We start from the raw sequence: 25,331 nt of genomic DNA on the forward strand, positions 1-25,331 counted from the left end.
TGTCAGGGCGTCGAATGCCCCGGCGCTTCGTGCGCCGGCGGCGTGGGAGTGGGGTGCGCGGGCATCATGTTGGCATTCATGTGGAACATGACCCACAGCGTGCCGCTGATGGCGATGGCCACGAATACCACGGTGAAGATGGTGGACAAGAGGGTCCATCCCCCCTCGACCTTGCCGTTCATGTGCAGGAAATACACCATGTGCACCAGGATCTGCACCACGGCGAAGGCGCCCAGCACCAGCACGGCGGTGTTGCGGTCGGCGATCACCTTGGCCATGACCAGCCAGAAGGGGATGGCCGTGAGAACGACCGACAGCACGAAGCCGATCGTGTAGTCGCGCAGGCTGCTGTGCGGCCCCACCTCATGGGGGTGATCGCCGTGGCCGTGGGCATCGTGTGCGTGTGTGTGTTGCGCGCTCATGGTTACAGCACCCCCATCAGGTACACAAAGGTGAAGACGCCGATCCAGACCACGTCCAGAAAGTGCCAGAACATCGACAGGCACATCAGGCGGCGCTTGTTTTCATGGATCAGGCCATGCTTGCCGATCTGCACCATCAGCACCACCAGCCATACGAGGCCGAAGGTCACGTGCAGGCCGTGGGTGCCCACCAGCGTGAAGAAGGCCGAAAGGAAGGCGCTGCGCTGGGGCGTGGCGCCCTGGTGGATCAGGTGGGCGAACTCATAGAGTTCGAGGCCCAGGAAGCACAGGCCGAAGAAACCCGTCACGGCCAGCCACAGCAGCGTGCCCTTGGCGTCGCCCAGCTGCTTGCGCAGCATGGCGAAGCCGAAGGTGATGGACGACAGCAGCAGGAAGGCCGTGTTGATGGCCACCAGCGTCAGGTCGAACAGCTGCGCGCCGGTGGGGCCGGCCGCGTAGCTGCGGCCGAGCACGCCGTAGGTGGCGAACAGGGCGGCGAAGATGAGGCAGTCGCTCATCAGGTAGAGCCAGAAGCCCAGGGCCGTGCCGTTCTCGGGATGGGGCTCGTGCGCCAGGTGGTAGTCGCGCGGCGCGAGCGCCGCGCTGGCGGCGCCTGCCGCGCCGGGGGTGTATCGGATATCAGACATGGCTGGCACGCAGTTGTTGGGTGCGGTGGTTTTCCGTCTTGGCCACGGTGGAGGCCGGGATGTGGAAGTCGCGCTGGTAGTTGAACGTGTGGATGATGGCCGCCAGGACCACGGCCGCGAACGACACGCCTGCGAGCAGCCACATGTGCCAGATCAATGCGAAGCCCAGCACCAGGGACAGGGCCGAGATCACGGCGCCCGATCCGGTATTGGCAGGCATGTGGATGGGCTGGAAACCGGCGAGGGGGCGCTGGTAGCCATGCTTCTTCATGTCCCACCACGCGTCGATCTCGTGCACCACGGGCGTGAATGCGAAGTTGTAGTCGGGCGGGGGCGAGGACGTGGCCCATTCCAGCGTGCGCGCGTCCCAGGGGTCGCCCGTGTGGTCGCGCAGCTCTTCGCGCTTCAGGTAGCTCACCACGATCTGGATCAGGAAGCAGGCAATGCCGGCCGCGATCATGGCCGCGCCGACGGCTGCGATCACGAACCAGATCTGCAGGGACGGGTCTTCGAAATGGTTGGCACGGCGCGTGACACCCATCAGGCCCAGCACGTACAGCGGGCCGAACGCCACCCAGAAGCCCACCACCCACAGCCAGAAGGAGCGCACGCCCCAGGTGCGGTCCAGCTTGTAGCCGAAGGCCTTGGGGTACCAGTAGTTGATGCCCGCGAACAGGCCGAACAGCACGCCCCCGATGATCACGTTGTGGAAGTGGGCGATCAGGAACAGGCTGTTGTGCAGCACGAAGTCGGCCGGTGGCACGGCCAGCAGCACGCCGGTCATGCCGCCGATGGCGAACGTCACCATGAAGGCCACGGTCCACATCATGGGCAGCTCGAAGCGGATGCGGCCCTTGTACATGGTGAACAGCCAGTTGAAGATCTTCGCGCCCGTGGGGATCGAGATGATCATCGTCGTGATGCCGAAGAACGTGTTCACGCTCGCTCCCGAGCCCATGGTGAAGAAGTGGTGCAGCCACACCAGGTACGACAGGATGGTGATCACCACCGTGGCATACACCATGGAGGTGTAGCCGAACAGGCGCTTCCTGCAGAACGTGGCCACCACTTCGGAGAAGATGCCGAAGCACGGCAGGATCAGGATGTACACCTCGGGGTGGCCCCAGATCCAGATCAGGTTCACGTACAGCATGGCGTTGCCGCCCAGGTCGTTCGTGAAGAAGTTGGTGCCGGCATAGCGGTCCAGCGACATCAGCACGAGCGCGGCCGTGAGCACCGGGAACGAGGCTACGATCAGCGCGTTGGTGCACAGGGCCGTCCAGGTGAAGACGGGCATCCTCATCAGGTTCATCCCCGGCGCGCGCATCTTGATGATGGTGACGATCAGGTTGATGCCCGAGAGCGTGGTGCCCACCCCCGCGATCTGCAGCGCCCAGATGTAGTAGTCCAGCCCCACGCCGGGGTCCTGCGCGCCGAGGTTGGACAGGGCCAGCCAGCCGGAGGTGGAGAACTCGCCCAGGAACAGCGACACCATCACCAGCACGGCGCCGGCCGTGGTCATCCAGAAGCTGAAGTTGTTGAGGAACGGGAACGACACGTCGCGTGCGCCGATCTGCAGCGGCACGAGGTAGTTCATGAGGCCCGTGACCAGCGGCATGGCCACGAAGAAGATCATGATCACGCCGTGGGCGGTGAAGATCTGGTCGTAGTGGTGCGGCGGCAGGTAGCCCATGTTGTCGCCAAAGGCCATGGCCTGCTGCAGGCGCATCATCACGGCGTCGGCAAAGCCGCGCAGCAGCATCACCACGCCCAGGATCATGTACATGATCCCGATCTTCTTGTGGTCGATGCTGCAGATCCAGTCGCGCCACAGGGTGCCCCACAGGCGGAACCTGGTGATGGCGGCCATCACGGCCAGCCCACCCAGCACGGTGGCGACAAAGGTCCAGAGCACGATGGGCTCGTGCGCCATCGGTATGGAATCCCAGGTGATGCGGCCCAGGGCCCAGTGGGGTGCGGTAACAGGTGAGGAGGACATGGCGGTCAGTCTTCTTGGGCGTGGGCGCCGGCGGCCGGCAGGGCGGGGCTGGAGCAAGTCATTGGGCGGCGGTGCTGCGGGTGGAAATGGCGTGGCGCGACTCGAGGGCGGCCACCACCTGGGCGGCGTTCTGCGAGGTGCACACGTCCTGGGGCAGGTTCAGGCCCATGGCGCGCACGTAGGCATCGCCACCGTTCTCGTCGATGGCCATCATGTGGTGCATGCACATCTTGCCGTCCTCGACGCAGCGGTTGAGCACCTTGTCGTACAGGCCTTCTTCCACGCTGGCAAAGCGCTGCACGGGGTCGCGTTCGCTGGGCTTGGCCAGGGCCATGTAGGCCTGGCGGGTCAGGGGCTTGCCCTCGGACCGGGCCCTGGCGACCCACTGCTCGAAGTCGCCCTGGACCAGGCCGTGGAACTTGAAGGTCATGCCCGAAAAGCCCGAGCCGCTGTAGTGCGACGCCATGCCGTGGAACACGCCGGGCTGGTTGATCACGGCGTTCAGCTCGGTCTGCATGCCGGGCATCGCGTAGATCATCCCGGCGAGGTCGGGCACGTAGAACGCGTTCATGGTGGACGTGGCCGTGAGCTTCAGGAGAATGGGCCGGTCCACCGGCGCCGCCAGTTCATTGACCGTGGCGATGCCCAGCTCGGGATACAGGAACAGCCACTTCCAGTCCATGGCCACCACCTGCACTTCCATGGGGGTGGATTGCGTGTCCAGGGGCTTGGTGGCCGAGATGCGGTCCAGCGGACGGTACGGGTCGAGCTTGTGCGTGCCGATCCAGGTCAGCGCGCCCAGGGCGATGATGATCATGAGCGGCACCGTCCAGATCACCAGCTCCAGGGTGGTGGAATGGTGCCAGTCGGGGTCGTAGTCTTCCTCGGTGTTGGCGGTGTTGTTCTGGCGGTACTTCCAGGCAAACCACAGGGTGAGGGCGATCACCGGCACGATGATGATGAGCATCAGCAAGGTGGCCTGGATGACCATGTGGCCCTGCTGGGCCGCGATGTCGCCCGCCGGGTTGAGGACCACCGCCTTGCTGCAGCCGGCCAAGCCGCCCAGGGCAGCAGCGGCGGCGAGCCAGGCAGGCCCGCGAAAGTGAGGAAGTTTGAACATGTGAAAGGCGTTACCAAGGCGTTGATTCGAGGGTAAACGCGGATGTCGGGATACCGCAGAATGTAATATCGCTAGCTTTTTTGTCCATTGGACATTTTGTCCAGGGTCAAAGGTTGTTGCCCCCATCCGGGGCATGGGGGCAGAGCCGGCGTTGTCCTGCACGGCGCCCTGGCCCAGGCGTACTTGTCCCGGGGCAGGCTTGCGGGTAAAACCTAGGTACCCGGTGCCTTTGCGGGCAGCGCGATCCCTGAAAATCAGGCGGACGAGCCCAGCCGTCCTGGTTTTTTCCGACAACGACAAGGAGTCCTGTTCATGAGCAGCCCCGCCTCTGCCACCTACCCCGCGGCCGGCTTCGAAGAAAGCCCAGCCTCTCTCTCCCGGGCGGACACGCATGAAGATGTCACTCCCAGCGAAATCGCCGTGGGCGTGATCATCGGGCGGTCGTCCGAGTATTTCGACTTCTTCGTTTTCGGGATCGCCTGCGTGCTGGTGTTCCCGTCGTTCCTGTTTCCCTTCATGTCGCGCCTGGATGGCACGCTCGCCGCCTTTGCGCTGCTGGCCGTGGCGTTCGTGGTGCGGCCCGTGGGCACGGCCATTTCCATGGCCATCCAGCGGCGCTGGGGCCGGGGCACGAAGCTGACCATCGCGCTGTTCCTGCTGGGGGTGTGCACGGTGGCCATGGCCTTCCTGCCGGGTTACAAGGACGTGGGCATGACCGCCATCGTGGCGCTGCTGATCCTGCGCATCGGCCAGGGGCTGGCGCTCGGCGGCTCGTGGGACGGCCTGCCGTCGCTGCTGGCGATGTCCGCCCCCCGGCACCGCCGGGGCTGGTACGCCATGATCGGGCAGCTGGGCGCGCCGCTGGGGTTTGTCTTGGCCGCGGGCCTGTTTGCCTATCTGTACAGCAGCCTCACCGTCGAGGAATTCCTGGCCTGGGGCTGGCGCTATCCGTTCTTCGTGGCGTTCGCGGTGAACGTGGTGGCCTTGTTCGCCCGCCTGCGCCTGGTGGTGGGCCAGTCGTACGCCGAACTGCTGCAGGAGCGCGAACTGCAGCCCGTGCCCGTGAGCCGCGTGGTGCGCGACGAAGGCAGCAATGTGCTTTTGGGTGCTTTCGCCGCGCTGGCGAGTTTTGCGCTGTTCCATCTGGTCACGGTGTTCCCGCTGTCGTGGATCACGCTGTACTCGGAACAACCCGTCACGCAGATTCTGGGGGTGCAGATCGTGGGCGCCTTCCTGGCGGCGGGGGCCATCATGGTGTCGGGCTGGCTGTCGGACCACCTGGGCCGCCGCAAGCTGCTGGGCGGCATGGCGGTGATGATTGGCGTGTTCAGCTTCATGGCGCGGGTGTTGCTCAACTCCGGCGAGGTGGGCAGCACCATGTTCCTGCTGCTGGGCTTCGTGCTGCTGGGCCTGTCGTACGGCCAGGCTTCTGGCACGGTGACTGCCAATTTCTCGCCCCAGTACCGCTACACGGGCGCCGCCTTGTCGGCCGACCTGGCCTGGATCATTGGCGCCGCCTTCGCGCCCCTCGTGGCCCTGTACCTGTCCTCCCGATTCGGGCTGCTGGCGGTGACGGTGTATTTGCTGTCCGGCGTGGCCTGCACATTGGGTGCCCTCAATCTGAACCGCCGCATGGAGCGGCGCGACCGGTAGCAATGGCGGGTATTTTGCTATCGAATAGATAGCTTCTGGCGCTTGGCCATCAAGCGCTGGAGGTCCAAAAAGCCAAAGAAAAAGCGCCCGGAAGTACCGGGCGCTTTGTTTTGGGGGCGGCTCAGTCCTGCGGCCTGAAACCGATGGTCAGGGAAGGCGGCACGCGTCCATCCACGTCGCGCGGCAGGGTCTCGGTCTTGTCCAGCGCGCGCAGCACGGCTTCGTCCCAGGCCTTGTTGCCGCTGGACTGCACGAGGCGCTTGCCGACGATGGTGCCATCGGGCGACAGGCGCACCTCCACCTCCGCGCGTGGGTTGCCCGAGATCGCATCGGGGTACACGATGTTGGGCTTGACCTTGGCCGCCACCTTGCCGCCGTAGCTGCCCGAGGGGCCGGCGCTGCGCTGCGCGGTGCCGGTGGCATTTTCGCTGCCGGTGGCGCCCGCCAGGCCCTGCATGCGCCGCAGGTTGTCCTCGCGCTGCTTGGCCAGCTGCTTTTCCTCGGCCTCTGTCCTGCGCTTGGTGGCTTCTTCCGCCTTGCGCTTGTCTTCGGCCAGCTTCTTTTGCTTGTCCTGCTCGGCCTTCTTCTGCTCGGCCAGCTGCTTTTCACGCTGCTCTTTTTCCTTTTCCTTTTGCAGGCGTTCCTTCTTCTCCTGCTCCAGGCGGTCGCGGCGCTCGTCTTCCTTGCGTTCACGTTCGCGCTTTTCACGCTCCTGCTGCTGTTCGCGGGCCTTTTTTTCCTGTTCCAGGCGCTTCTTTTCACGCTCGATGGCGATGTCGGCCTCGCGCGTGTCCGGCGGTTCCACCGCGCGGGGCGGTGGCGGTGGCGGTGGTGGCGGCGGCGTGGGGGTGCGGACTTCGGGGGGCGCGGGCGGCGGCGGTGGGGGCTCCACGGCACGGGGCGCGGCCTGCTGGGGCACGGCGGCCCAGAGCTCGGCCTCCACCGCGGGCTGGTCGGCGCTGCTCTTCCAGTTCACGCCCCAGGTCAGCGCGCCGATCAGCACCGCGTGCACCAGCACCGCCAGCGTGATGGCGCGCAGGCGTGCCGGCGGGCGGGGCGGGGCAAACTGGTCGCGGTCGGTGTGGGCGTGCATGGGCGGTGAGAGTGCGGAGCGCGGTTTCGGTTCAGCCGCCCTGCTTGACGGACAGGCCCACCCGTTGCACGCCCGCCTTCTGCAGGGCGTCCATCGCCTTCACCACGTTTTCGTACTGCACACCCTTGTCGGCGCTGATGACCACCGCGCTCGCGCTGTCCGCGCCCTGCGCCTTCTGCCAGCGGCTGGCGGCATCGCCGATCTCGCGCTGGCTCAGGCTGCGCGTGGCCTCGGGCGTCTTGAACTGGAGCGAGCCGTCCTTGTTGACGATGACCTGGGCCACCACCTTGGGCATGTTCTTGCCCTTGCCCACGCTGGGCACGTCGACCACGCCGGGCGTGAGCATGGGGGCCGTCACCATGAAGATGATGAGCAGCACCAGCATCACGTCGATGAACGGGACCATGTTGATCTCGTTGATGGTGCGGCGGCCTCGGCCGCGGGATGCCATGGCGGGCATGGTGTGGCGCTCCTGCGGTTAGTGGCCGGAGGCCGATGGGGCGGGGGCCGCCGGGTGCGCGCCCAGGTTGCGCTGCAGGATGTTGGAGAACTCCTCGATGAAGGTCTCCTGGTGCGTGGCCACGCGGTCGATGTCGCGCGCGAAGCGGTTGTAGGCGATCACGGCCGGGATGGCGGCGAACAGGCCGATGGCGGTGGCCACCAGGGCTTCGGCGATGCCCGGCGCCACGGTGGCCAGCGTGACCTGCTCCATGCCGGCGAAGCCGGTGAACGCATGCATGATGCCCCACACCGTGCCGAACAGGCCCACGTACGGCGAGACCGAGCCCACCGAGGCCAGGAACGACAGGCTGGATTCGACCACGTCCATCTCGCGCTGGAAGCTCGCGCGCATGGCGCGGCGTGCGCCGTCGAGCAGGGTGCCGGGGTCCACGATGCGGCGCTCGCGCAGCTTCTGGTACTCGCGCATGCCGCTGGCGAAGATGCGTTCCATGGGGCCGGCCTGCTTGGCGTTCTGCGCGGCACTGGCGTACAGGTCGTTGAGGCTGGTGCCCGACCAGAACTCGCGTTCGAAGTCGTCGTTGAGCGTCTTCACGCGCTTCAAGGAAAACAGCTTGCGGAAGATGGCCGCCCAGCTGGCGACCGACACGCCCAGGAGCAGCAGCATCACGAGTTGCACCACCCAGCTGGCGTGCAGCACCAGGGAGATGATGGACATGTTTTGGGAGTTCATGGTGAGAGTTGTTCCAGGAGGGTGCTCGGTATTCTTGCAGGGCGCATCGTCGCGGCATCGACCCATCCGATGCGGATGGTGCCTTCGGTCAGCAACAGGGGAGGCTGTTCGGTCATCTGCTCTGGTTTCAGGAGCGCCTGCTGCACTATTGTCAACGATGCGCGGCCTGGGGCCCGCAGGGCGGCGGTAACAATCAGTTCATCGTCCAGCCGGGCGGGCCGGTGGTAGCGCAGCTGCGCATCGGTTACGACAAACATGCCGCCGGTTTGTTCCCGCAATCGCTGCTGGCCCACGCCCAGCGAGCGCAGCCATTCGGTCCGGGCGCGCTCGAAGAACTTGAGGTAGTTGGCATAGAACACGATGCCGCCGGCATCGGTGTCCTCCCAGTAGACGCGGATGGGGAACTCAAAGCCCATGGTGTCACCCGAGGAGCCTGCGCAGCCGTTCCACCGATTCCTGCAGCTGGGCCATGGAGTTCGCGGTGGAGAAGCGGATGAAGCGCTCGGGCTCTGCCGTGCCGAAGTCACGCCCCGGCGTCACCGCGATGTGGGCGCGGCGCATCAGCTCAAACGCGAGGTCCCAGCTGCCGTTCACGCCCAGGCGCTGTGCGGCCTGCGTGCAGTCGGCCCAGGCGTAGAAGGCGCCGTCGGGCATCACGGGCACGGAAAGGCCCAGCGATTGCAGCGCGGGGATGAAGAAGTCGCGCCGGGCCTTGAACTCGGCGCGGCGGCGTTCGTACTCGGCGATGCTCTCGGACTCGAAGCACGCCAGCGCGGCATGCTGCGACACGGTGCTCGCGCAGATGAACAGGTTTTGCGCGAGGCGCTCGACCACGGGCACCATGGCCTCGGGGACCACCATCCAGCCCAGGCGCCAGCCCGTCATGTTGAAGTACTTGCTGAAGCTGTTGATGCTGATGATGTTGTCGTCGATGGCCAGGGCCGTGTGGCCAAACTCTTCCTCGTACGACAGGCCCAGGTAGATCTCGTCGATCAGGGTGATGCCATCGTGCGCGCGCACCACGTCGTGGATGCGGCGCAGCTCGCCGGGGGCGATGGAGGTGCCCGTGGGATTCGATGGCGATGCGAGCAGGACACCCCGGGTTTTTTCGCCCCAGGCGGCGCGCACCTTGTCGGCGCTGAGCTGGTAGCGCTCGGCGGCCGTGGTGGGCACGAGCACGGCCTTGCCCTCGGCCGCGCTCACGAAGTGGCGGTTGCACGGGTAGCTGGGATCGGGCATCAGGATCTCGTCGCCCGATTCGATGAGCGCCAGGCACGCCAGCTGCAGCGCGGCCGAGGCGCCGGCCGTCACCACGATGCGGCGCGCGGGCACGTTCACGCCAAAGCGGCCCTGGTACCAGCCGCTGATGCGTTCGCGCAGCGCATCCAGGCCGAGGGCGTTGGTGTACTGGGTCGCGCCGCCGTGCACGGCGCGCATCGCGGCCTCCTGCACCAGCGGCGGCGCTGTGAAGTCCGGCTCGCCGATGTTCAGGAAGATCATCGGCTCGCGCGTGCCCGCCACTTCGCGCGCCAGGGCCTGCGCGGCCTTGGCCACCTCCATTACATAGAACGGTTCGATGCGCTCGGCGCGCGTGGAAAACTTCATGGAAAGGCGTCCTGCCCGTGCTGGCCGGGTGTCGTTTGAAATGGAAGGGGGAATGGGGGCGCGCCCGCCGCCGCTCCGTGGCGGCCCGGCGCGCCCGGGAGCTCAGGCGCCGTCAGCGGATGCCCCGGATGGGGGGGCGGTGGGGGCGGCCGCCGCGCCGCCAGCCTTGTCCGCCGCCACTTCCAGCGCGCGCAGCTGGGGGGCCAGGCCGTTGAGCACGGCATTCACATACTTGTGGCCGTCGGTTCCGCCAAATTCCTTGGCCAGTTCGATGCACTCGTTGAGCACCACGCGCCAGGGCACGTCCAGGCAGTGCTGGAACTCGTACACGCCGATCCACATCGTGGCGTGCTCGATGGGCGAGATTTCGGCCATCTTGCGGTCCAGCAGCGGGGTGATGAGCAGGTCCATGTCGGCGGCGGTGGCGATGCAGCCGTGCAGCAGGGCGTCGTAGTGCACCGAGTCCGCCTTGTGAAAACCGGCCAGGTCGCGCGTGAACGCGTCGATGGCGTGGGCGTCGTTGCCGCCCACCAGGTGCTGGTAGAGCGCCTGCAGCGCGAACTCGCGCGCGCGGCTGCGGTTGGACTTGGAGGCGGCCTTGCGCGTGCCCGTGGACTTGAGCCCGGTGCGGCCCTGCTTGGGAGGGCGCGCCGAGGAGGGCGTGGGGGTGTTTTCGCTCATGACAGTTCGTCCAGCAGGTTGGCCATTTCCACCGCCACGCGGGCTGCATCGGTGCCCTTTTCGGTCTGGCGGGCCACCGCCTGATCGAGGTTCTCGGTGGTGATGATGGCGTTGGCAATCGGGATCTGGTAGTCCAGCGACAGGCGCGTGACGCCCGCGCCGGATTCGTTGGCCACCAGTTCGAAGTGATAGGTTTCACCGCGGATGATGCAGCCCAGGGCGATCAGCGCGTCGTACTCATCGCTTTCGGCCATGGCCTGCAGGGCCACGGGCACCTCGAGGGCGCCGGGCACGAGCACGTGCCGGATGTTCTTTTCCTGCACGCCCAGGTTCAGAAGCTCGGCACGGCAGGCCGCAGCCAGGGTATTGGTGATGCTTTCGTTGAAGCGGGCCTGCACGATGCCGATGTGCAGCTTCTTGCCGTCCAGCTTGTCCGCTGTTCCTTTTTCTGCGCCAAACATGTTTTTTACTCTTTCGGAATGAAGCCGGTGATTTCGAGGCCGTAGCCCATCATGCTGGGCATGCGGCGTGGCTGGCCCATGAGCGCCATCTTGTGCACGCCGCATTCACGCAGGATCTGCGCGCCCACGCCGTAGGTGCGCAGGTCCATGCGGCCGCGCTCGGGGGCCTGCGCCGCGCGGGCCGTGCCCTCGAACTGCGAGAGCAGCTGGCCGGCGGTCTCGCCGCAGTTGAGCAGCACCGCCACGCCCTTGCCCTGTTCGGACAGGTATTGCAGGCTGGTGTCCAGGCTCCACGAGTGCATGGAGCGGTTGACTTCCAGTGCGTCCAGCACCGACAGCGGTTCGTGCACGCGCACGGGCACCACGTCGTCGGCGCCCCACTGTCCCTTGACGAGGGCCAGGTGCACGGCCTGGCTGGGCTTGTCGCGGAAGGCGTGGGCGGTGAAGGCGCCAAAGGCCGTCTGCAGCACGCGCGTGCCCACCTTCTCGACCAGCGATTCGGTGCGGCTGCGGTGCTCGATCAGGTCGGCGATGGTGCCGATCTTCAGGCCGTGCTCGGCCGCGAAGAGCTGCAGGTCGGGCAGGCGGGCCATGGTGCCGTCGTCCTTCATGATCTCGCAGATCACGGCGGCGGGGCTGCAGCCGGCCATCACGGCCAGGTCGCAGCCGGCCTCGGTGTGGCCCGCGCGCATGAGCACGCCGCCTTCGACGGCCTGCAGCGGGAAGATGTGGCCGGGCTGCACCAGGTCGGCGGCCACGGCGTTGGGGGCCACGGCGGCCTGCACGGTGCGGGCGCGGTCGGCGGCCGAGATGCCGGTGGTCACGCCCTCGGCCGCCTCGATCGATACGGTGAAGGCCGTGCCCATCTTGGTGCCGTTGCTGGCCACCATGGGCGGCAGGCGCAGGCGTTCGCAGCGTTCGCGTGAGAGCGTGAGGCAGATCAGGCCCCGGCCGAAGCGGGCCATGAAGTTGATGGCCTCGGCTGTCACATGGTCGGCGGCCAGGACGAGGTCGCCTTCGTTTTCGCGGTCTTCTTCATCCACGAGGATGACGATGCGGCCGGCGCGCATCTCGGCCACGATGTCCTCGACGGGCGAGATCGGCACGGGAGTGAGGGGGGAGTTCATGGAAGGCTGGGCTTTCTGAGGGGACCGCTGGCGGTGGTGCCGCAGCGCAGGTCCCCGTGGCCGGAGGCCGCCACGCTGTGCGCACCCCCAAGAAACCGCCCAAAGAACATGCGATGCGGCGCTGCCGCTCGTCAAAGGGGCATATTGCCCCAGAAGGATGGGATTTTAGTGCACCGGGCCGCGCCGTGCCCGGTGGGGCGCCCCGGGGCTGATGCAAATCAGTTCCCCGTGGGTTGGGCAGGCTCCCCAGACGGGGGCGCCCCTTGCCGGCGCCGCCCTGCCGTCGGGCGGTGCGGCGCGGCTGCGAGGGGCTTCAGACCATGCTGCCCTGCAGCACCACGTCCGATGTGGGATAGGCCACGCAGGGCAGCACGCAGCCTTCGTCTTTTTCTTCGGCCGTGAGGCCCGGCCATTCGATGGCGTAGCGCACGGTGCCCTCGGCCAGCTGGCCCATGCAGGTGCGGCAGGTGCCGTTGCGGCAGGAGCTGGGCCAGTCGATGCCGCCCTGTTCCAGCGACAGCAGCAGCGGCTGCTCGGGCCAGGCGTCGCATTGCTGGCCGCCGGGCTCTACCGTGGCGATGAAGAAGGGCGCGGTGTTGGGTGGGGTGCTCATGGGTGGTGTGTGGTGTCGGGGCGGGCGTCGGGGGCGGGGGCGGGGGCGGGGGTGGCGCGTGTCCACACCAGCAGGAGGTTGTTGGCGGGCATCGCATGGCGGGCCGCCAGCCGCAGCCCGGCCCCGGCCGCCACGGCGGCCACGTCGTCGATGCGGCGGATGCCCCAGGTGGCGTCCTGGGCGCGCAGGCTGGCGTCAAACGCCAGGTTGCCCGCGGCGGTGGGCACGCCGTCTTCCAGGTACGGGCCGTAGGTGACCAGCAGGCCGCCTGGCGCCAGGTGGCGGGTCGCCCCGCGCATCAGGCCCGCGCAGCACGCCCAGGGCGCGATGTGCAGCATGTTGGCGCAGTAGATCAGGTCGAACGGCTGGCTGAACGCCGGGCCATCGGCGGGCCAGGCGGGCTGGAGCACGTCGAGCGCCACGGGTGTGCGCACGTTGCGCGCGCCCGTGTGCGCGGCCCAGCCGGCGATGGCGCCGAAGTGCGTTCCCTGCAGGTCGGTGGGCTGCCAGCTCCAGCCGGGCAGGGCGGCGGCAAAGTGCGCCGCGTGCTGGCCCGTGCCGCTGGCGATCTCCAGTGCCGCGCCTTCCGGCGCCAGCAGGGACTGCAGCACCGCCAGGATGGGGCCCTGGTTGCGTTCGGCGGCGGGACTGTGCGGGAGCGGAGGGTGGGACATGGGATGATTTTGCTCATGCGCGCTGGACTGGCGGGCGCTGGTTGCTATTAAAAATGTAGCTATGCAGGGGGCGCCGATGGGAACTGTATCCCAGCCGGCGCGTGGCGGGGCAGTGCCTGTTTTTTAAGCGGTGCAAGGATATTCCTTGTAAATCAGGCACTTACCCCCGCCATACAAGGCTTGTCCAGGGTTATCCACATGATTGTCCAGTGCGGGCAGGGATAACCGGGGCGGACTGGGGGGTGGCAAGGGGCTGGGCGCGGTGCGCGGAATCCCTGGGCGTGGTTGCCGCTTTTTTGGGCAATGCAAGGATATTTCTTATAAATCAATCACTTAAGGATGTCATACAAGACTTCTCCAAACTTATCCACATGATTGTCCAGTGCGGGCTGGGATAACCGGAGCCAGTGCGGGATCGATTGCCTAAAAAAGAGGCGTCGCAGGCCTTGGCCTTATGAATCAAGCACTTGGCGCTGCCATACAGGACTTGCCAAAACTTATCCACATGATTGTCCAGCGCTGGCAGGGATAACCCTGGCCTCCTGGTCAGGCGGCGACCTTCACGCCCTTCCAGAACGCCACGCGGCCCCGGATTTCTTCGGCCTCGGGCTTGGGATCGGCATAGAACCAGGCGGCGTCGGTGTTCATCTCGCCGTTGACCAGCAGCGACAGGTAGCTGGCCTGGCCCTTCCAGTGGCAGGTGGTCTTGTGGTTGCTGAAGGTGAAGAACTCGCGCTTGAGCGCGCTTTCGGGAAAGTAGTGGTTGCCTTCGACCACCACGGTGTCGTCGCTCTCGGCGACGACCACGCCGTTCCAGACTGCTTTCATGGTATTTCCTTTCAATTGAATGCCGCGCAGCGCTTGACGGACAAGCGGTGACCGCGATGAATGTGCGAGCAATGGCCCCACGGGCCTTGCGGGGCGGCCCGCGCTGGCCAGAATGCGGGCATGAGCACCTTACCCGATTATTCCCAGGGGGCCGCCTGCGTGCGCGGCCAGTACGTTCCCATTGGCGACGCGGCGATTCCGCTGACCGACTGGGGGTTTCTGCGCTCCGACGCCACCTACGACGTGGTCACCGTCTGGGACGGCGCATTCTTCCGGCTCGACGCGCACCTGGAGCGGTTCCTGGCCAGCTGTGCGCGCCTGCGGCTCGACCCGGGACGCTCGCCCGCCGAGATCGCGGCGGTGCTGGAGCAGTGCGTGCGCCTGTCGGGCCTGCGCGATGCGTATGTGGAGATGATCGTCACGCGCGGCCAGCCGCCCTGGGGTTCGCGCGACCCGCGCCAGGCCGTGAACCAGTTCTACGCGTTCGCCGTGCCCTATGTGTGGATCGCCAACGAGGCGCAGCGCGAGCGGGGCCTGAACCTCATCGTGAGCGACGTGCAGCGCATCCCCGCCAGCAGCGTGGACCCGCGCGTCAAGAACTACCACTGGAACGACCTCACCATGGGGCTCCTGGGGGCGCTGGACGCCGGGGGCGACACCGTCGTGCTCACCGACGGAGCAGGCCATGTGGTCGAAGGCCCTGGCTTCAACGTGTTCTGCGTGGATGCGCAGGGCACCATCGCCACGCCCGCCCAGGGCATGCTCGAAGGCATCACGCGCCGCACGGTCCTCGAGATGGCGGCGTCGCTGGGCCTGCCGCTGCAGGCGCGGGCCTTGCCGGCCGCCGAACTGCGCGGTGCGCGCGAGGTGTTCCTGTCCACCTCGGGCGGGGGCGTGCTGCCTGTCACCCGGGTGGACGGGCGGCCGGTGGGCGATGGCGCCGTGGGGCCGGTGGTGCGCCAGCTGGTGCGGACCTACTGGGACTGGCACCGCGATCCACGCTACAGCCAGCCCGTGCGCTATGCATGAAGCGGCGACCCCCTGAGCGGCGCCGTTGCTTCCCCCTTTTTTCCCGCGCTGTGCACGGCAAGAGAGGCGCTGCCAGCGCACGCACGCCAAGGCCGCCGGGGCGCCCGCGGGCCCTGGTGCGGCGTCTGCCGGCCCGGGCCGTGCCTGCGGCATGCGTGGCGCGCGGGCGCCATGGGCCCCTGGCCCCGAGTCGCCTGCGCAACCATGCTCGCGTGCCGCGTGGCTTACAGTGCCACGCGCGGCGCGCGTGCGCCAGCCAACTTTTTCACAGACACAACAGGAGAACCTTGCATGGACATCGAATTCAAGGGCCGCGTGGCCATCGTGACGGGGGCGGGCGGCGGCCTGGGCCGCCAGCATGCACTGGCCCTGGCGGCGCGGGGCGCCAAGGTGCTGGTCAATGACCTGGGCGGCGCGGTGGACGGCAAGGGTGGTTCGGTGGGCGCGGCGCAGGCCGTGGTCGACGAGATCATCGCGGCCGGCGGCGAGGCGATCGCCAACGGCGCCTCGGTCACCGACTACGCGGCCGTGCAGGCCATGGTGCAGCAGGCCATCGACGCCTGGGGCCGGGTGGACATCCTGGTGAACAACGCCGGCATCCTGCGCGACAAGTCGTTTTCCAAGATGGAGATGGACGACTTCCGCCTGGTGGTGGACGTGCACCTGATGGGCGCCGCCCACTGCTGCAAGGCCGTGTGGCCGCACATGGTGGCCCAGCAGTACGGCCGCATCGTGATGACCACGTCGTCCACGGGCCTGTACGGCAACTTCGGCCAGGCCAACTACGGCGCGGCCAAGCTGGCGCAGGTGGGGCTGATGCAGACCCTGTCCATCGAGGGGGCCAAATACCACATCCACGTGAACGCCCTGGCCCCTACCGCCGCCACGCGCATGACCGAGGGCCTGATGCCCCAGGAGGTGCTGGACGCCCTGAAGCCCGAGGCCGTGGTGCCCGCCATGCTGGTGCTGGCGCACGAGAGTGCGCCCACGCGCACCATCCTGTGCGCGGGCGCGGGCACGTTCGAGGCCGCGCACATCACGCTCACGCAGGGCATCCACTTGGGGCTGGGCGCCGACGTTCCCGAGCAGCTGGCGGCCCGCCTGGCCGAAGCGACGGGGCGCGCGGGCGAACAAGTACCACAAAGTGGCGCGGCGCAGGGAACCAATGAAGTGAGCAAGGCCATGGCGGCGAGGGTTTAAGCCAGGTCCATACGCGCAATCCTGCTCCGTGCTAAGTTCCGGGCCGACAGAAGACGGATCGGTATAAACATATGAGCAAATTGCACGAGAGACTGGCCGCCTACCCGGCGCAGGCCCTGGGAGGGATTCGCCGCGGCATTGAAAAGGAGGGGCTGCGGGTGCTGCCCCACGATGGCCTGGCCCTCACGCCGCACCCGCTGGCGCTGGGCTCGGCCCTCACGCACCCCCTGATCACCACCGACTACAGCGAGTCCCAGCTCGAACTCATCACCGGCGCCCACAAGGGCGTCCAGCAGTGCCTGGATGAGCTGACCGAGGTGCACCAGTTCGTGCACCACACCCTGAAGAACAGCGGCGGCGAGCTGCTGTGGGCGTCCAGCATGCCCTGTGGCCTGCCCACCGACGAGACCATTCCCATCGGGCGCTACGGCGGCTCCAACATCGGGCGCGCCAAGAGCGTGTACCGCATGGGCCTGGGCCACCGCTATGGCCGGCGCATGCAGACCATCTCGGGCATCCACTACAACTGGTCGCTGCCGGGCGTGGACAGCGAGCAGTATTTCTCGCTGATCCGCAACTTCCGCCGCCATGCCTTCGTGCTGCTGTACCTGTTCGGCGCCTCGCCCGCGCTGTGCCCGTGTTTCGTGGAAGGGCGCGAACACCGCCTGCAGCAGATGGAGGGCGGCAGCGCGCTGTACCTGCCGCACGCCACCTCGCTGCGCATGGGGCGCCTGGGTTACCAGAGCGACGCGCAGGCCACGCTGGCCGTGAGCTACAACGGCCTCACGGGCTACGCCAACTCGCTGCACGAAGCACTCACCAAGCCGTACCCGGCCTACGAAACCGTGGGCGTGCGCAACCCGGGTGGCGACTACAACCAGCTGGGCACCAGCCTGCTGCAGATCGAGAACGAGTTCTACGGCACCATCCGCCCCAAGCGCACCGTGCGCACCGGCGAGCGCCCGCTGCACGCGCTGCGTGAACGCGGTGTCGAATACGTCGAGGTGCGCCTGATGGACCTGGACCCGTTCGTGCCCGTGGGCATCACGGCGCCCACCATGCGGCTCCTGGACGTGTTCTTGCTGCACTGCCTGCTGTCCGACAGCCCGCCCGACACCCCCGAAGAGATCGCCGAACTCAAGCAGAACCAGCACCTCACGGCCGAGCGGGGCCGCGAGCCCGGCTTGCGGCTCTCGCGCAACGGCCAGAGCGTGCCCCTGATCGAATGGGGCGCCGAGGTGCTGGCCGCGTGCGAGCCCCTGGCCGCCGCGCTGGACGCCACCCACGGCACCCAGGATTACAGCGCCGCGCTGCGCGACGCCCGAGCGCTGATGTCCGCTCCCGGGCGCACGCCATCGGCCCGCGTGCTCGACAGCATCGTGCAGGAGCACCATCACAGCTTCGAAGCCTTTGCCCGCCAGCAGTCCATCGCCGCGCGCGACGCCTTGCTGGGCCTGCCCTGGACGGCCGAGCAGCAGGCGCGCTACCTGGCCATGGCCGACGAGTCGATCGCGGCGCAGAAGGCCATCGAGGCGGCGGACACGCTGCCGTTCGAGGCCTGGCGCGAGCAGTACATGTCGGTGAAGGAATTGACCCCCTGAGCGGCTGAGCCGCTTCCCCCAAGGGGGACGCCACCGGTGGCCTGGCAGAGCCAGTTCCACGGTGGCACTGGCCTTGGGCAGCGCCAGTTTTAGGCGACGTCTGCTAGAAGGCAGAGTTGTTCGGTACTCTGAATTTGATAGCTTCCAGCGTTTATTCATCAAGCGCTAGAGGCCAATTTGGCTTGAAATTCAGCCCTCCAGCCGCAGCAGCGCCTCTTGCCGCCAGTACTCGGCGGCGTCCAGAAACCCCTCCCACACGCAGCCATTGCAGCCGCGCCCGCAGCAGGTGGTGGGCTCGGGAGGCGGGTTGCGCAGGGTGATGCCCGCGTCCGTGGCGCGCTGCTGCAGCCACTGGAACATCCGCTGCGCGGAGGCACCGTCCACAGCGCGGGCCGGGATGGTGGCGGTGTTCGATGTCATCGTGGGCGGCGCCCGGCCCGGGCGCGCCGCATGCCGTACTGCGCCACGAACGCGATGCCCAGCACCAGCGCGAACCAGCCCACCAGGGCCGCCTGGCTCATGAGGTCGCGCACGCTGTTGGAGCGCGCCACATGGGGCGCCAGCAGGATGACCAGGCCGATCAGGGCGCAGGTCACGCCCTTGAACAGCACTTCCTTGTCGGCCTTGCTGGCGGTGGGCTTGGAGGGCGACGGAGTGGGCAGCGGCATGGTGGGCAGGGCGGCGCAAAAACGCGCCAGATCATGAAAAGATGAGACCGCGATTATCCTTGCCACCCTTGGATTGATTCAAATACAGAAGAAAGTACCCCCGCATGGCCATCCAGTGGTTCCCCGGTCACATGCACCTGACCCGCAAAGCCATCACCGAACGCATCAAGGACATTGACGTGGTGATCGAGGTGCTGGACGCGCGCCTGCCCGGCTCCAGCGCCAACCCGCTGCTGGCCGAGATCACGGGCCACAAGCCCACGCTCAAGGTGCTCAACAAGCAGGACGTGGCCGACCCGGCACGCACGGCCTTGTGGGTGGACTGGTACAACGCCCAGAGCGACACGCGCGCCTTGCCGCTCGATGCGTCCGACCCGGCCCCCACGCGCAAGCTCATCGACGCCTGCCACCTGCTGTCGCCCAACCGGGGCGGCATGGCCAAGCCCATGCGCGTGCTCATCTGTGGCGTGCCCAACGTGGGCAAGTCCACGCTGATCAACACCCTCTCCAACAAGCGCCAGGCCAAGACCGGCGACGAGGCCGGCATCACCAAGCTGGAGCAGCGCATCACGCTGGCCGACGACTTCTACCTGTGGGACACGCCCGGCATGCTGTGGCCGCGCATCATCGTGCCCGAAAGCGGCTACAACCTGGCCGCCAGCGGCGCGGTAGGCCGCAATGCCTTCGACGAGGAACTGGTGGCGCTGGAGCTGCTGCGCCGCCTGCAGCAGCACTACGCCCCGCTGCTGGAGGCACGCTACAAGCTGGGCCTGCCAGCCGGCGCCATGGCCACGATGCAGGACGACGAACTGCTCGAGGCCATCGGCCGCAAGCGCGGCGCCATGCTGGGCGGCGGCCGCGTGAACCTGCAAAAGACGGCCGAGATCGTGATGACCGATTTCCGCACCGCGATCCTGGGCCGCATCACGCTGGAAACCCCGCAGGAGTTCGAGGCCTGGCGGGCCGCCGGGCTGGCCGAGGACGCCAGGCGCCAGGCCCGCAAGGACGCGCGCGCCAAGGCCAAGGGCAAGGGTTCGGGCGTGCGCGAACCGGCGTCCGGCGACGCCGAGTAGGCCCCGCGCCCGGGGCCGCGGGCGCCGGCCAGGGCATCCCGGGCGGTGGGCGCGCACGGCAGGCTCGGTGGCCGCGGGGTATCGCGTTACCATGCCAGCCTGGCTGTTACCGCCTGAAACCAATGCCCGCTGCTGTCCCTTCCTCGCCTTCCGAACGAGACGATGCCACCACCGAGCAATTGGTGCGGGCTGGCTCCTGGACGGTCATGGTCACGGGCACCGTCATCGCCGCCCTGCTGCTGCTGGACCGGCCCCTGTCGTGGACCCACGTGCTGCTCAACCTGGGCGCGGGCGCGATGGGGGGCGTGGCGGTGCTGCTGGGGCGCCTGCGGCGCTGGCACCAGGCGGCACTGGTGCTGATCTGGGGCGTCTGGGGCGTGGTCGCCATCGTGGCCGCGACCAACGGGGGCCTGCGGGGCCCCAACCTGCTCAACTTTCCCGTGCTGATCGTGTTCGCCGGCTGGATCCTCGGCGCGCGGCCCACCCTGGTGCTGACCGGTGCCACGGGCGTGCTGTTCCTGTTCTTCGTCTGGGCCGACCTGCGGGGCTGGCTGCCCGCGGCGCGCTATGGCAACCGGCTGGCCTATGTCGCCTACCTGAGCGGAATCCTGGCGGTCACGGCGGCGGCCACCCTGCTGTCGCGCCGCAGCTATCTGCGCCGCGTGCAGGAGGCACAGCGCACCGCCGTGAACCTGGCCACCATCGATGCCGAGCTGCGCAAGCTGCAGCGCGCGGTGGAGCAAAGCCCCGAGAGCATTGTCATCACCGACCTGCAGGGGCGCGTCGAATACGTCAACGCCGCCTTCCTCGCGCGCACCGGGTACGCGCGCGGCGAAGTGCTGGGCCAGCCCTCCGCGCTGGTGTCCAGCAACGGCATGGCGCCCGCCCAGCGCCAGGGGCTGCGCGACACGCTGGCGCGCGGCGAGAACTGGGCGGGCGAGCAGCTCAACCGCCGCAAGGACGGTGCCGAGATCGCCGAGGCCGTGGTGGTGGCGCCGATCCGCCAGCCCGACGGGCACATCAGCCACTACGTGGAGCTCAAGCAGGACGTCACCGAGCGCAAGCACGCGGCGCAGGAGATCCACCGCCTGGCGCACTTCGACAGCCTCACCAGCCTGCCCAACCGCTTCACGCTGGTGGAGCGGCTGTCCGCGCTGCAGGGGCGCCCGGGCCGGGCACCCAGCACCCAGCATGCGCTGCTGCTGCTCGACCTGGACCGTTTCACCACCTTCAACGATGCGCGCGGCAGCGAGATGGGCGACCGCCTGCTGTGCGCGGTGGCGCTGCGCCTGTCCGAGATCCTGCCCCCCCAGGGCCTGCTCGTGCGCGTGGCGGGCGATGAATTTGCCGTGGTGCTGCATGGCCTGGGCGCGGACGCCTCGCTCGCGGGCCGGCATGCGCTGGCCTTCGCGGAAAAACTGCAGTCGGCGCTGCTGCGGCCGCTGCGCCTGCAGGACAACAATGCCGAGGAGGCGCAACTGGGCGCCAGCGTGGGCATCACGCTCTACCCGCAGAGCGCCAACGACGTCGCGCACGACGCCCTGCGCCGCGCGGGCACCGCGCTGCACCGCGCCAAGCAGGCGGGCGGCGGGCGCGCGGCCTTCTTCGAGCAGGGCATGGGCGAGGCGGCCGAGCAGCGCTTTCGCGTGGAGCGCGAGCTGCGCCAGGCCATCGGGGCGGACGAGCTGCGCCTGTACCTGCAGTCGCAGGTGGACGTGCAGGGCCAGCTCACCGGCGCCGAGGTGCTGGTGCGCTGGCAGCATCCGCGCGACGGCCTGGTGCCGCCAGGCGTCTTCATCCCCGTGGCCGAGGAATCGGACCTCATCGTGAGCCTGGGCAACTGGGTGCTCACGCACGCCTGCGCGCTGCTGGCGGGGCCGGTGTTCCAGGAGCGCCGCCTGCGGCTGTCGGTCAACCTGAGCGCGCGGCAGTTCCGGCAGGCGGGTTTCGTGCCGCAGCTGCGCGCGGTGCTGGCGGCCACGGGCGCCGACCCGCGGCTGTTGACGCTGGAGGTGACCGAGGGCCTGGTGATCGATGATTTCGATGACGCCGTGGCCAAGATGGGGCAGCTCGCGGCGCTGGGGGTGGACATGTCGCTGGACGACTTCGGCACGGGCTACTCGTCGCTGGCCTACCTCAAGCGCCTGCCCATCCAGGAGATCAAGATCGACCGCTCCTTCGTGCGCGACGCGCCCACCAATGCCGATGATGGCGTGCTGGTGGAGGGCATCCTGGCGGTGGCCCGCCACTTCGGCCTGCGCGTGGTGGCCGAGGGCGTGGAGACCCGCGACCAGGCCGAGTTCCTGAGCCAGCGCGCGCCCGACATCGTGTACCAGGGCTACCTGTTCGGCCGCCCCGAGCCCGATACCGACTGGCTGGCCCGCACGGCGCGGGCCGACGCCGCGAGCACGCGGAACTGATACGCAAGGTTCAAATGAAAATAGCTGCCAGCGCTTGATGGCAAAGCGCTGGCAGCTATTGATATGATAGCAAGAGGGTGGTGGGCGCGTGCGCGCCACCGCGTTACTTGTTCTTTTCCTTGCCACGCGGAATGACGGAGGTCACCGGTGGCATGGGGCGGTCAGAACCGCCGCTTTCCTTGGGCAGCGAAGTGTCCTTCTTGGGTTTCTTCGCCATCTTGTTGCTGCGTTGTTCGCCTTTTGCCATGGGGCCTCCTGTAAGGGTCTCGGAATGGGACCGTGCCGGCATGGTACGTCACAAACGGGGTGCGTTCGCGGCCACCTTCGTGGTGCTCATGCAGGCATGGCGGCCGTGGCCTCGATTTCTATGAGCATGCCGTCAAGCGCCAGCCGGGGCACGGGGATCAGGGTGCAGGCCGGTGCCGCCCCGTCGGGCCACAGGCTGCGCACCGCCTGGCTGAACAGGGCCAGCCGCTGTTCGGTGTGGTCCACGACCAGCACGGTGAGCTTGGCCACATCGTGCACGCTGGCTCCTGCCCCGACCAGTGCCATGCGCAGGTTGGTGAACGCCTGCCGCAACTGCTCGCCAAAGTCGGCGGAAAGCTGTCCCGCCGCGTTTTCGCCGCCCTGGCCCGCCACGTAGACGGTGCGCGCCTGGGCAGGCGCCACCACCACGTGGGTGTAGCCGTTGGCGCGCGGGTCGTACAGGCCGGGCGGGTTGAGGAAGCGGAGCTTGGAGGCGGCCGTGGCGGGGCGCAGGGTCGTCGCGGAATCAGGGCGCATGGTGCAGGAGTCCAGAGGTGGGTGGTGAAGTGAAGCCAAAGGTGGAATGGCCAGGGAAACCAGGGCGGCCGCCGTGGGCTCGGCGGCTTCTCCGGTTTCATGGGTTAGTATCAAACCTCAAGTTAAATTGAGGTCAAATGCCGTGGAGAAAAACCCTGCAGGAGTTGTTGTGAAGCCAGGCAAGCGCGTCGTCCCCATCGTCCCCCCCGCCCCCGGTGTGCAGGGCGCCCCCGTTCCCGACGTGCCGGTGCACGAACAGTCCGAGCTGTCGGTGGGCGAGGTCGCCAGCCGCAGCGGCCTGGCCGTCTCCGCGCTGCATTTCTACGAGTCGCGCGGGCTCATCGCCAGCGTGCGCAATGCGGGCAACCAGCGGCGCTACCCGCGCTCCGTGCTGCGCCGCGTGGCGGTGATCAAGGTGGCGCAGCGCATGGGCGTGCCCCTGGCCGCCATCGCCGATGCCTTGCAGGCCCTGCCCGCCGGACGCACTCCCACGGTGGCGGACTGGCGCCGCCTGTCGGCCCGCTGGCGCGACGACCTGGACGAGCGCATCCGCACGCTGACGGCATTGCGCGACCAGCTCGACGGCTGCATTGGCTGTGGCTGCCTGTCGCTCAAGGTCTGCCCGCTGCGCAATGCGCACGACACGCTGGCGCAGGAAGGGCCCGGGCCGCATTTTTGAGCGCAGGTGCGTGATTTGCTGCGCCTGCCGGCGCGTGGTGAGCGGGTGGCGTCGCTTGTGCCCGTGGTCAGCAACAAGCCTCGAAGGCAGTGGCTGCCGCAGGTTGGTGGAAAAGGGGCTGCCATGCGGTGATTGCTGCAGGCGGATGGGGTGCGAGGGCAGAATGGGGCCAGGAGCGGACGCTCGATACACTCCCGCGCACTCCACAAGGCATCTGATCTCCATGACCATCGCACTTAGCACCGTAATCATCTATGCGAAGGACATGCATCGCAGCGCCCGGTTTTACAGTGAGAACTTTGGCTACGAGACAAGTGGCGAAATCAGTGAGGGACTTATCGAACTTCGCCCGATTGCCGGCGGCGCCGAGATACTGATCCATCAGGCCGCCAAAAGTCTTAGGCTTGGCTCCGCCGCCATCAAGATGTCATTTGCGGTGACTGATGTGCAAAAGTTCGTCGCGGCCGCCAAGGCAACGGGCGTTGTCTTCGGGGCCATCCATCAAGCAAACGGCTACGCATTCGCCAACACAAAAGATCCAGACGGGAACTCGGTCAGCGTTTCAAGCCGCAAGTTTCGCGACTGACCGAGTTGGGGCCCGAGGCCGCCGCTGGACGAAACCACCCCAAAGCTGGCGTTGATTCACTGCCCGCTGGCTTGCGGCCCAAACCGCGTTGTCCAGGTGTCCGGCGCCTGCCTACTGGCAAGCTATAGTTTGCCGAGGTGATGCCTGCCGGGCTTGTCGGAAATTTGATATGTGTGCTTTTGAACAGCGCACTGACCGCAAGCCCCATCTGCAAGCCACTTCCAGGAGGAATCAGTGTCCAGAATATTCCGCAAGGTGCAGTCTATCCCGCAAGTTTTGCGGGATACATCACGTTAGACCGCACTATGAGCAACTTCCCGGAGCTCGAGACTCAGAATCTCCTTTTGCGGGAGATCGTTGACACTGATGCTGAAGATCTTTTGAGCATTCATGGCGACGCCCAGCACATGAAGTGGTTTGGATCGGATCCCTTGACAGACATCGACGGGGCGAGAAGTCTGATCCAGACGTTTGCGAAATGGCGTGAGGAACCTGCGTCCGGCACCCGCTGGGGCATACAGCTAAGAAGCGTCCCCGGCCTGATTGGAACTTGCGGCCTGTTCCGCTGGAACCGAAACTGGCGAATGTGCGTGGTGGGCTATGAAATCTCTCCGCTGCACCAGGGACGCGGCTACATGAAAGAGGCATTGGCTTCGGTTCTCGCTTGGGGATTCGGAGAGATGGAGTTGAACCGTGTAGAAGCACAGGTGCATCCCGACAATCGAGCCTCCTTGGCCGTGCTCGGAAGGCTTGGCTTTGTGGAGGAAGGGCGCCTCAGAGAGGTTGGGTATTGGGCGGGGTCCCATCATGACCTGATGCTGCACTCGCTTCTGAAGCGGGATTGGAGGAGCGGCGGTGCGGCCTGACAGGCCGGTCAACTCCGAGGTTGAGCACCCTGTCGTCCCAGGATGGGGTCAAGAATGGACGAAGGTCAGGACGGCGAGAAGCACCACCCCGGCCACAAAGAGGAGTCCGTCGAGCAGCAGGACGCTGCGGACAGCAAGACCAGGAACTCGGCTGGCGAACTCTCGCAATTGATCGGCGACCGCATGGCCGCGCGGAAGCACCGCCGCGGCGGCAAGAAGGCCCGCGACGACCAGAACGGCCAGCAGCAGCGCTGCAGCCAGGTACCCAAGCAGAAAGCCAAACGCATTCATCATGGTGCCCCCGGCGCCTC

At 67.3% G+C, this 25,331-nt stretch carries 29 protein-coding genes; 9 read left to right on the plus strand and 20 right to left on the minus strand.

Annotated elements, in window-relative coordinates:
* Positions 1 to 2: 2 nt before the first annotated feature.
* Genes cyoD through cyoA form a run of 4 tightly spaced genes read right to left on the minus strand, consistent with a single transcriptional unit; the run spans position 3 to position 4,188 of the window.
* A complete protein-coding gene (gene cyoD / locus KW843_RS04830; protein ID WP_218293946.1) occupies positions 3 to 422 on the minus strand; it encodes a cytochrome o ubiquinol oxidase subunit IV in 420 nt (139 codons plus the stop codon).
* A 2-nt stretch (positions 423 to 424) separates the two neighbouring features.
* Positions 425 to 1,069 carry a cytochrome o ubiquinol oxidase subunit III gene (cyoC, locus tag KW843_RS04835; protein WP_218293947.1) on the minus strand — a complete coding sequence of 215 codons (645 nt, stop codon included), beginning with the start codon at positions 1,067 to 1,069 and terminating at the stop codon, positions 425 to 427.
* On the minus strand, positions 1,062 to 3,068 hold the full coding sequence (gene cyoB, locus KW843_RS04840) for a cytochrome o ubiquinol oxidase subunit I (RefSeq protein ID WP_218293948.1): 2,007 nt from the start codon (positions 3,066 to 3,068) through the stop codon (positions 1,062 to 1,064). Before cyoB ends, cyoC begins: the two co-directional genes overlap by 8 nt.
* Positions 3,069 to 3,126: 58 nt before the next feature.
* Positions 3,127 to 4,188, minus strand: coding sequence for a ubiquinol oxidase subunit II (cyoA, locus tag KW843_RS04845; RefSeq protein ID WP_218293949.1), 1,062 nt, complete (start codon positions 4,186 to 4,188; stop codon positions 3,127 to 3,129).
* 312 nt (positions 4,189 to 4,500) lie between these two features.
* On the opposite strand from cyoA, the gene KW843_RS04850 reads away from it, so the two are divergent.
* Positions 4,501 to 5,841 carry an MFS transporter gene (locus KW843_RS04850; RefSeq protein WP_218293950.1) on the plus strand — a complete coding sequence of 447 codons (1,341 nt, stop codon included), beginning with the start codon at positions 4,501 to 4,503 and terminating at the stop codon, positions 5,839 to 5,841.
* Between the two features lie 121 nt (positions 5,842 to 5,962).
* Here KW843_RS04850 and tolA read toward each other — a convergent pair whose 3' ends face one another.
* The 11 genes from tolA to KW843_RS04905 form a co-directional block, all read right to left on the minus strand.
* Positions 5,963 to 6,934, minus strand: coding sequence for a cell envelope integrity protein TolA (gene tolA / locus KW843_RS04855; RefSeq protein WP_218293951.1), 972 nt, complete (start codon positions 6,932 to 6,934; stop codon positions 5,963 to 5,965).
* Between the two features lie 31 nt (positions 6,935 to 6,965).
* Positions 6,966 to 7,394: an ExbD/TolR family protein gene (locus tag KW843_RS04860; RefSeq protein ID WP_056170151.1), complete on the minus strand. Its 429-nt coding sequence runs from the start codon at positions 7,392 to 7,394 to the stop codon at positions 6,966 to 6,968.
* 18 nt (positions 7,395 to 7,412) lie between these two features.
* Complete coding sequence (gene tolQ, locus KW843_RS04865; protein WP_218293952.1) at positions 7,413 to 8,126, minus strand: protein TolQ; 714 nt, start codon at positions 8,124 to 8,126, stop codon at positions 7,413 to 7,415.
* Complete coding sequence (gene ybgC, locus KW843_RS04870; RefSeq protein WP_218293953.1) at positions 8,123 to 8,542, minus strand: tol-pal system-associated acyl-CoA thioesterase; 420 nt, start codon at positions 8,540 to 8,542, stop codon at positions 8,123 to 8,125. Before ybgC ends, tolQ begins: the two co-directional genes overlap by 4 nt.
* Positions 8,543 to 8,546: 4 nt before the next feature.
* Positions 8,547 to 9,731: a pyridoxal phosphate-dependent aminotransferase gene (locus KW843_RS04875; protein WP_218293954.1), complete on the minus strand. Its 1,185-nt coding sequence runs from the start codon at positions 9,729 to 9,731 to the stop codon at positions 8,547 to 8,549.
* Between the two features lie 102 nt (positions 9,732 to 9,833).
* On the minus strand, positions 9,834 to 10,412 hold the full coding sequence (gene nusB, locus KW843_RS04880) for a transcription antitermination factor NusB (protein ID WP_218293955.1): 579 nt from the start codon (positions 10,410 to 10,412) through the stop codon (positions 9,834 to 9,836).
* A complete protein-coding gene (gene ribH, locus KW843_RS04885) occupies positions 10,409 to 10,873 on the minus strand; it encodes a 6,7-dimethyl-8-ribityllumazine synthase (protein WP_218293956.1) in 465 nt (154 codons plus the stop codon). The genes nusB and ribH overlap by 4 nt, the downstream gene beginning before the upstream one ends.
* A gap of 5 nt (positions 10,874 to 10,878) precedes the next feature.
* A complete protein-coding gene (gene ribBA, locus KW843_RS04890; protein ID WP_218293957.1) occupies positions 10,879 to 12,000 on the minus strand; it encodes a bifunctional 3,4-dihydroxy-2-butanone-4-phosphate synthase/GTP cyclohydrolase II in 1,122 nt (373 codons plus the stop codon).
* Positions 12,001 to 12,313: 313 nt separating this feature from the next.
* On the minus strand, positions 12,314 to 12,613 hold the full coding sequence (locus KW843_RS04895; protein WP_218293958.1) for a 2Fe-2S iron-sulfur cluster-binding protein: 300 nt from the start codon (positions 12,611 to 12,613) through the stop codon (positions 12,314 to 12,316).
* A complete protein-coding gene (locus KW843_RS04900) occupies positions 12,610 to 13,287 on the minus strand; it encodes a DUF938 domain-containing protein (RefSeq protein WP_218293959.1) in 678 nt (225 codons plus the stop codon). Before KW843_RS04900 ends, KW843_RS04895 begins: the two co-directional genes overlap by 4 nt.
* A gap of 546 nt (positions 13,288 to 13,833) precedes the next feature.
* On the minus strand, positions 13,834 to 14,115 hold the full coding sequence (locus KW843_RS04905) for a DUF427 domain-containing protein (RefSeq protein WP_218293960.1): 282 nt from the start codon (positions 14,113 to 14,115) through the stop codon (positions 13,834 to 13,836).
* Between the two features lie 120 nt (positions 14,116 to 14,235).
* Between KW843_RS04905 and KW843_RS04910 the strand changes: the two genes are divergently transcribed.
* From KW843_RS04910 to gshA, 3 genes are all read left to right on the plus strand, one after another.
* Entirely contained in the window at positions 14,236 to 15,144 is a 909-nt protein-coding gene (locus KW843_RS04910; RefSeq protein ID WP_218293961.1) for an aminotransferase class IV, read from the plus strand.
* Positions 15,145 to 15,435: 291 nt separating this feature from the next.
* A complete protein-coding gene (locus KW843_RS04915) occupies positions 15,436 to 16,344 on the plus strand; it encodes an SDR family NAD(P)-dependent oxidoreductase (RefSeq protein ID WP_218293962.1) in 909 nt (302 codons plus the stop codon).
* Between the two features lie 71 nt (positions 16,345 to 16,415).
* Positions 16,416 to 17,945 (plus strand): glutamate--cysteine ligase, encoded by a 1,530-nt coding sequence (gshA, locus tag KW843_RS04920; RefSeq protein ID WP_218293963.1) that lies wholly within the window; start codon positions 16,416 to 16,418, stop codon positions 17,943 to 17,945.
* 189 nt (positions 17,946 to 18,134) lie between these two features.
* On the opposite strand, the gene KW843_RS04925 is transcribed toward gshA, so the two are convergent.
* Both KW843_RS04925 and KW843_RS04930 read right to left on the minus strand, forming a co-directional pair.
* Positions 18,135 to 18,365 carry an oxidoreductase-like domain-containing protein gene (locus tag KW843_RS04925; protein WP_370628433.1) on the minus strand — a complete coding sequence of 77 codons (231 nt, stop codon included), beginning with the start codon at positions 18,363 to 18,365 and terminating at the stop codon, positions 18,135 to 18,137.
* Positions 18,362 to 18,613, minus strand: coding sequence for a hypothetical protein (locus tag KW843_RS04930; protein WP_218293964.1), 252 nt, complete (start codon positions 18,611 to 18,613; stop codon positions 18,362 to 18,364). The genes KW843_RS04925 and KW843_RS04930 overlap by 4 nt, the downstream gene beginning before the upstream one ends.
* A 104-nt stretch (positions 18,614 to 18,717) precedes the next feature.
* Between KW843_RS04930 and ylqF the strand changes: the two genes are divergently transcribed.
* Positions 18,718 to 19,686, plus strand: a complete 969-nt coding sequence (ylqF, locus tag KW843_RS04935) for a ribosome biogenesis GTPase YlqF (RefSeq protein WP_218293965.1) — start codon at positions 18,718 to 18,720, stop codon at positions 19,684 to 19,686.
* 122 nt (positions 19,687 to 19,808) lie between these two features.
* A complete protein-coding gene (locus tag KW843_RS04940) occupies positions 19,809 to 22,106 on the plus strand; it encodes a bifunctional diguanylate cyclase/phosphodiesterase (RefSeq protein WP_255594541.1) in 2,298 nt (765 codons plus the stop codon).
* 103 nt (positions 22,107 to 22,209) lie between these two features.
* On the opposite strand, the gene KW843_RS04945 is transcribed toward KW843_RS04940, so the two are convergent.
* Together KW843_RS04945 and KW843_RS04950 are read right to left on the minus strand one after the other, a co-directional pair.
* Positions 22,210 to 22,353: a hypothetical protein gene (locus tag KW843_RS04945; protein WP_218293966.1), complete on the minus strand. Its 144-nt coding sequence runs from the start codon at positions 22,351 to 22,353 to the stop codon at positions 22,210 to 22,212.
* 86 nt (positions 22,354 to 22,439) lie between these two features.
* Positions 22,440 to 22,889, minus strand: a complete 450-nt coding sequence (locus KW843_RS04950) for a RidA family protein (RefSeq protein ID WP_218293967.1) — start codon at positions 22,887 to 22,889, stop codon at positions 22,440 to 22,442.
* 217 nt (positions 22,890 to 23,106) lie between these two features.
* Between KW843_RS04950 and soxR the strand changes: the two genes are divergently transcribed.
* The 3 genes from soxR (at position 23,107) to KW843_RS04965 (ending at position 25,020) form a co-directional block, all read left to right on the plus strand.
* Positions 23,107 to 23,568: a redox-sensitive transcriptional activator SoxR gene (soxR, locus tag KW843_RS04955; RefSeq protein ID WP_369643871.1), complete on the plus strand. Its 462-nt coding sequence runs from the start codon at positions 23,107 to 23,109 to the stop codon at positions 23,566 to 23,568.
* Between the two features lie 223 nt (positions 23,569 to 23,791).
* A complete protein-coding gene (locus tag KW843_RS04960; protein WP_218293968.1) occupies positions 23,792 to 24,154 on the plus strand; it encodes a VOC family protein in 363 nt (120 codons plus the stop codon).
* A 305-nt stretch (positions 24,155 to 24,459) separates the two neighbouring features.
* On the plus strand, positions 24,460 to 25,020 hold the full coding sequence (locus tag KW843_RS04965; protein ID WP_218293969.1) for a GNAT family N-acetyltransferase: 561 nt from the start codon (positions 24,460 to 24,462) through the stop codon (positions 25,018 to 25,020).
* A 48-nt stretch (positions 25,021 to 25,068) separates the two neighbouring features.
* On the opposite strand, the gene KW843_RS04970 is transcribed toward KW843_RS04965, so the two are convergent.
* Positions 25,069 to 25,314, minus strand: a complete 246-nt coding sequence (locus tag KW843_RS04970; protein ID WP_218293970.1) for a hypothetical protein — start codon at positions 25,312 to 25,314, stop codon at positions 25,069 to 25,071.
* Positions 25,315 to 25,331: the final 17 nt, after the last annotated feature.

Source organism: Acidovorax sp. sif1233, assembly GCF_019218755.1.
Taxonomy (GTDB): domain Bacteria; phylum Pseudomonadota; class Gammaproteobacteria; order Burkholderiales; family Burkholderiaceae_C; genus Acidovorax.

Excerpts from the sequence above, each read along its gene's own strand:
- KW843_RS04945 (WP_218293966.1), bottom strand. The coding sequence starts at position 22,353 with ATGGCAAAAGGCGAACAACGCAGCAACAAGATGGCGAAGAAACCCAAG.
- cyoC (WP_218293947.1), bottom strand. The coding sequence starts at position 1,069 with ATGTCTGATATCCGATACACCCCCGGCGCGGCAGGCGCCGCCAGCGCG.
- ylqF (WP_218293965.1), top strand. The coding sequence starts at position 18,718 with ATGGCCATCCAGTGGTTCCCCGGTCACATGCACCTGACCCGCAAAGCC.
- KW843_RS04970 (WP_218293970.1), bottom strand. The coding sequence starts at position 25,314 with ATGATGAATGCGTTTGGCTTTCTGCTTGGGTACCTGGCTGCAGCGCTG.
- cyoD (WP_218293946.1), bottom strand. The coding sequence starts at position 422 with ATGAGCGCGCAACACACACACGCACACGATGCCCACGGCCACGGCGAT.
- KW843_RS04930 (WP_218293964.1), bottom strand. The coding sequence starts at position 18,613 with ATGCCGCTGCCCACTCCGTCGCCCTCCAAGCCCACCGCCAGCAAGGCC.
- nusB (WP_218293955.1), bottom strand. The coding sequence starts at position 10,412 with ATGAGCGAAAACACCCCCACGCCCTCCTCGGCGCGCCCTCCCAAGCAG.
- KW843_RS04960 (WP_218293968.1), top strand. The coding sequence starts at position 23,792 with ATGACCATCGCACTTAGCACCGTAATCATCTATGCGAAGGACATGCAT.
- cyoB (WP_218293948.1), bottom strand. The coding sequence starts at position 3,068 with ATGTCCTCCTCACCTGTTACCGCACCCCACTGGGCCCTGGGCCGCATC.
- KW843_RS04875 (WP_218293954.1), bottom strand. The coding sequence starts at position 9,731 with ATGAAGTTTTCCACGCGCGCCGAGCGCATCGAACCGTTCTATGTAATG.
- tolA (WP_218293951.1), bottom strand. The coding sequence starts at position 6,934 with ATGCACGCCCACACCGACCGCGACCAGTTTGCCCCGCCCCGCCCGCCG.
- KW843_RS04860 (WP_056170151.1), bottom strand. The coding sequence starts at position 7,394 with ATGCCCGCCATGGCATCCCGCGGCCGAGGCCGCCGCACCATCAACGAG.
- KW843_RS04925 (WP_370628433.1), bottom strand. The coding sequence starts at position 18,365 with ATGACATCGAACACCGCCACCATCCCGGCCCGCGCTGTGGACGGTGCC.
- KW843_RS04900 (WP_218293959.1), bottom strand. The coding sequence starts at position 13,287 with ATGTCCCACCCTCCGCTCCCGCACAGTCCCGCCGCCGAACGCAACCAG.
- ybgC (WP_218293953.1), bottom strand. The coding sequence starts at position 8,542 with ATGGGCTTTGAGTTCCCCATCCGCGTCTACTGGGAGGACACCGATGCC.
- ribH (WP_218293956.1), bottom strand. The coding sequence starts at position 10,873 with ATGTTTGGCGCAGAAAAAGGAACAGCGGACAAGCTGGACGGCAAGAAG.
- KW843_RS04915 (WP_218293962.1), top strand. The coding sequence starts at position 15,436 with ATGGACATCGAATTCAAGGGCCGCGTGGCCATCGTGACGGGGGCGGGC.
- KW843_RS04910 (WP_218293961.1), top strand. The coding sequence starts at position 14,236 with ATGAGCACCTTACCCGATTATTCCCAGGGGGCCGCCTGCGTGCGCGGC.
- KW843_RS04905 (WP_218293960.1), bottom strand. The coding sequence starts at position 14,115 with ATGAAAGCAGTCTGGAACGGCGTGGTCGTCGCCGAGAGCGACGACACC.
- KW843_RS04950 (WP_218293967.1), bottom strand. The coding sequence starts at position 22,889 with ATGCGCCCTGATTCCGCGACGACCCTGCGCCCCGCCACGGCCGCCTCC.
- ribBA (WP_218293957.1), bottom strand. The coding sequence starts at position 12,000 with ATGAACTCCCCCCTCACTCCCGTGCCGATCTCGCCCGTCGAGGACATC.
- KW843_RS04895 (WP_218293958.1), bottom strand. The coding sequence starts at position 12,613 with ATGAGCACCCCACCCAACACCGCGCCCTTCTTCATCGCCACGGTAGAG.
- cyoA (WP_218293949.1), bottom strand. The coding sequence starts at position 4,188 with ATGTTCAAACTTCCTCACTTTCGCGGGCCTGCCTGGCTCGCCGCCGCT.
- KW843_RS04965 (WP_218293969.1), top strand. The coding sequence starts at position 24,460 with ATGAGCAACTTCCCGGAGCTCGAGACTCAGAATCTCCTTTTGCGGGAG.
- tolQ (WP_218293952.1), bottom strand. The coding sequence starts at position 8,126 with ATGAACTCCCAAAACATGTCCATCATCTCCCTGGTGCTGCACGCCAGC.
- KW843_RS04940 (WP_255594541.1), top strand. The coding sequence starts at position 19,809 with ATGCCCGCTGCTGTCCCTTCCTCGCCTTCCGAACGAGACGATGCCACC.
- KW843_RS04850 (WP_218293950.1), top strand. The coding sequence starts at position 4,501 with ATGAGCAGCCCCGCCTCTGCCACCTACCCCGCGGCCGGCTTCGAAGAA.
- gshA (WP_218293963.1), top strand. The coding sequence starts at position 16,416 with ATGAGCAAATTGCACGAGAGACTGGCCGCCTACCCGGCGCAGGCCCTG.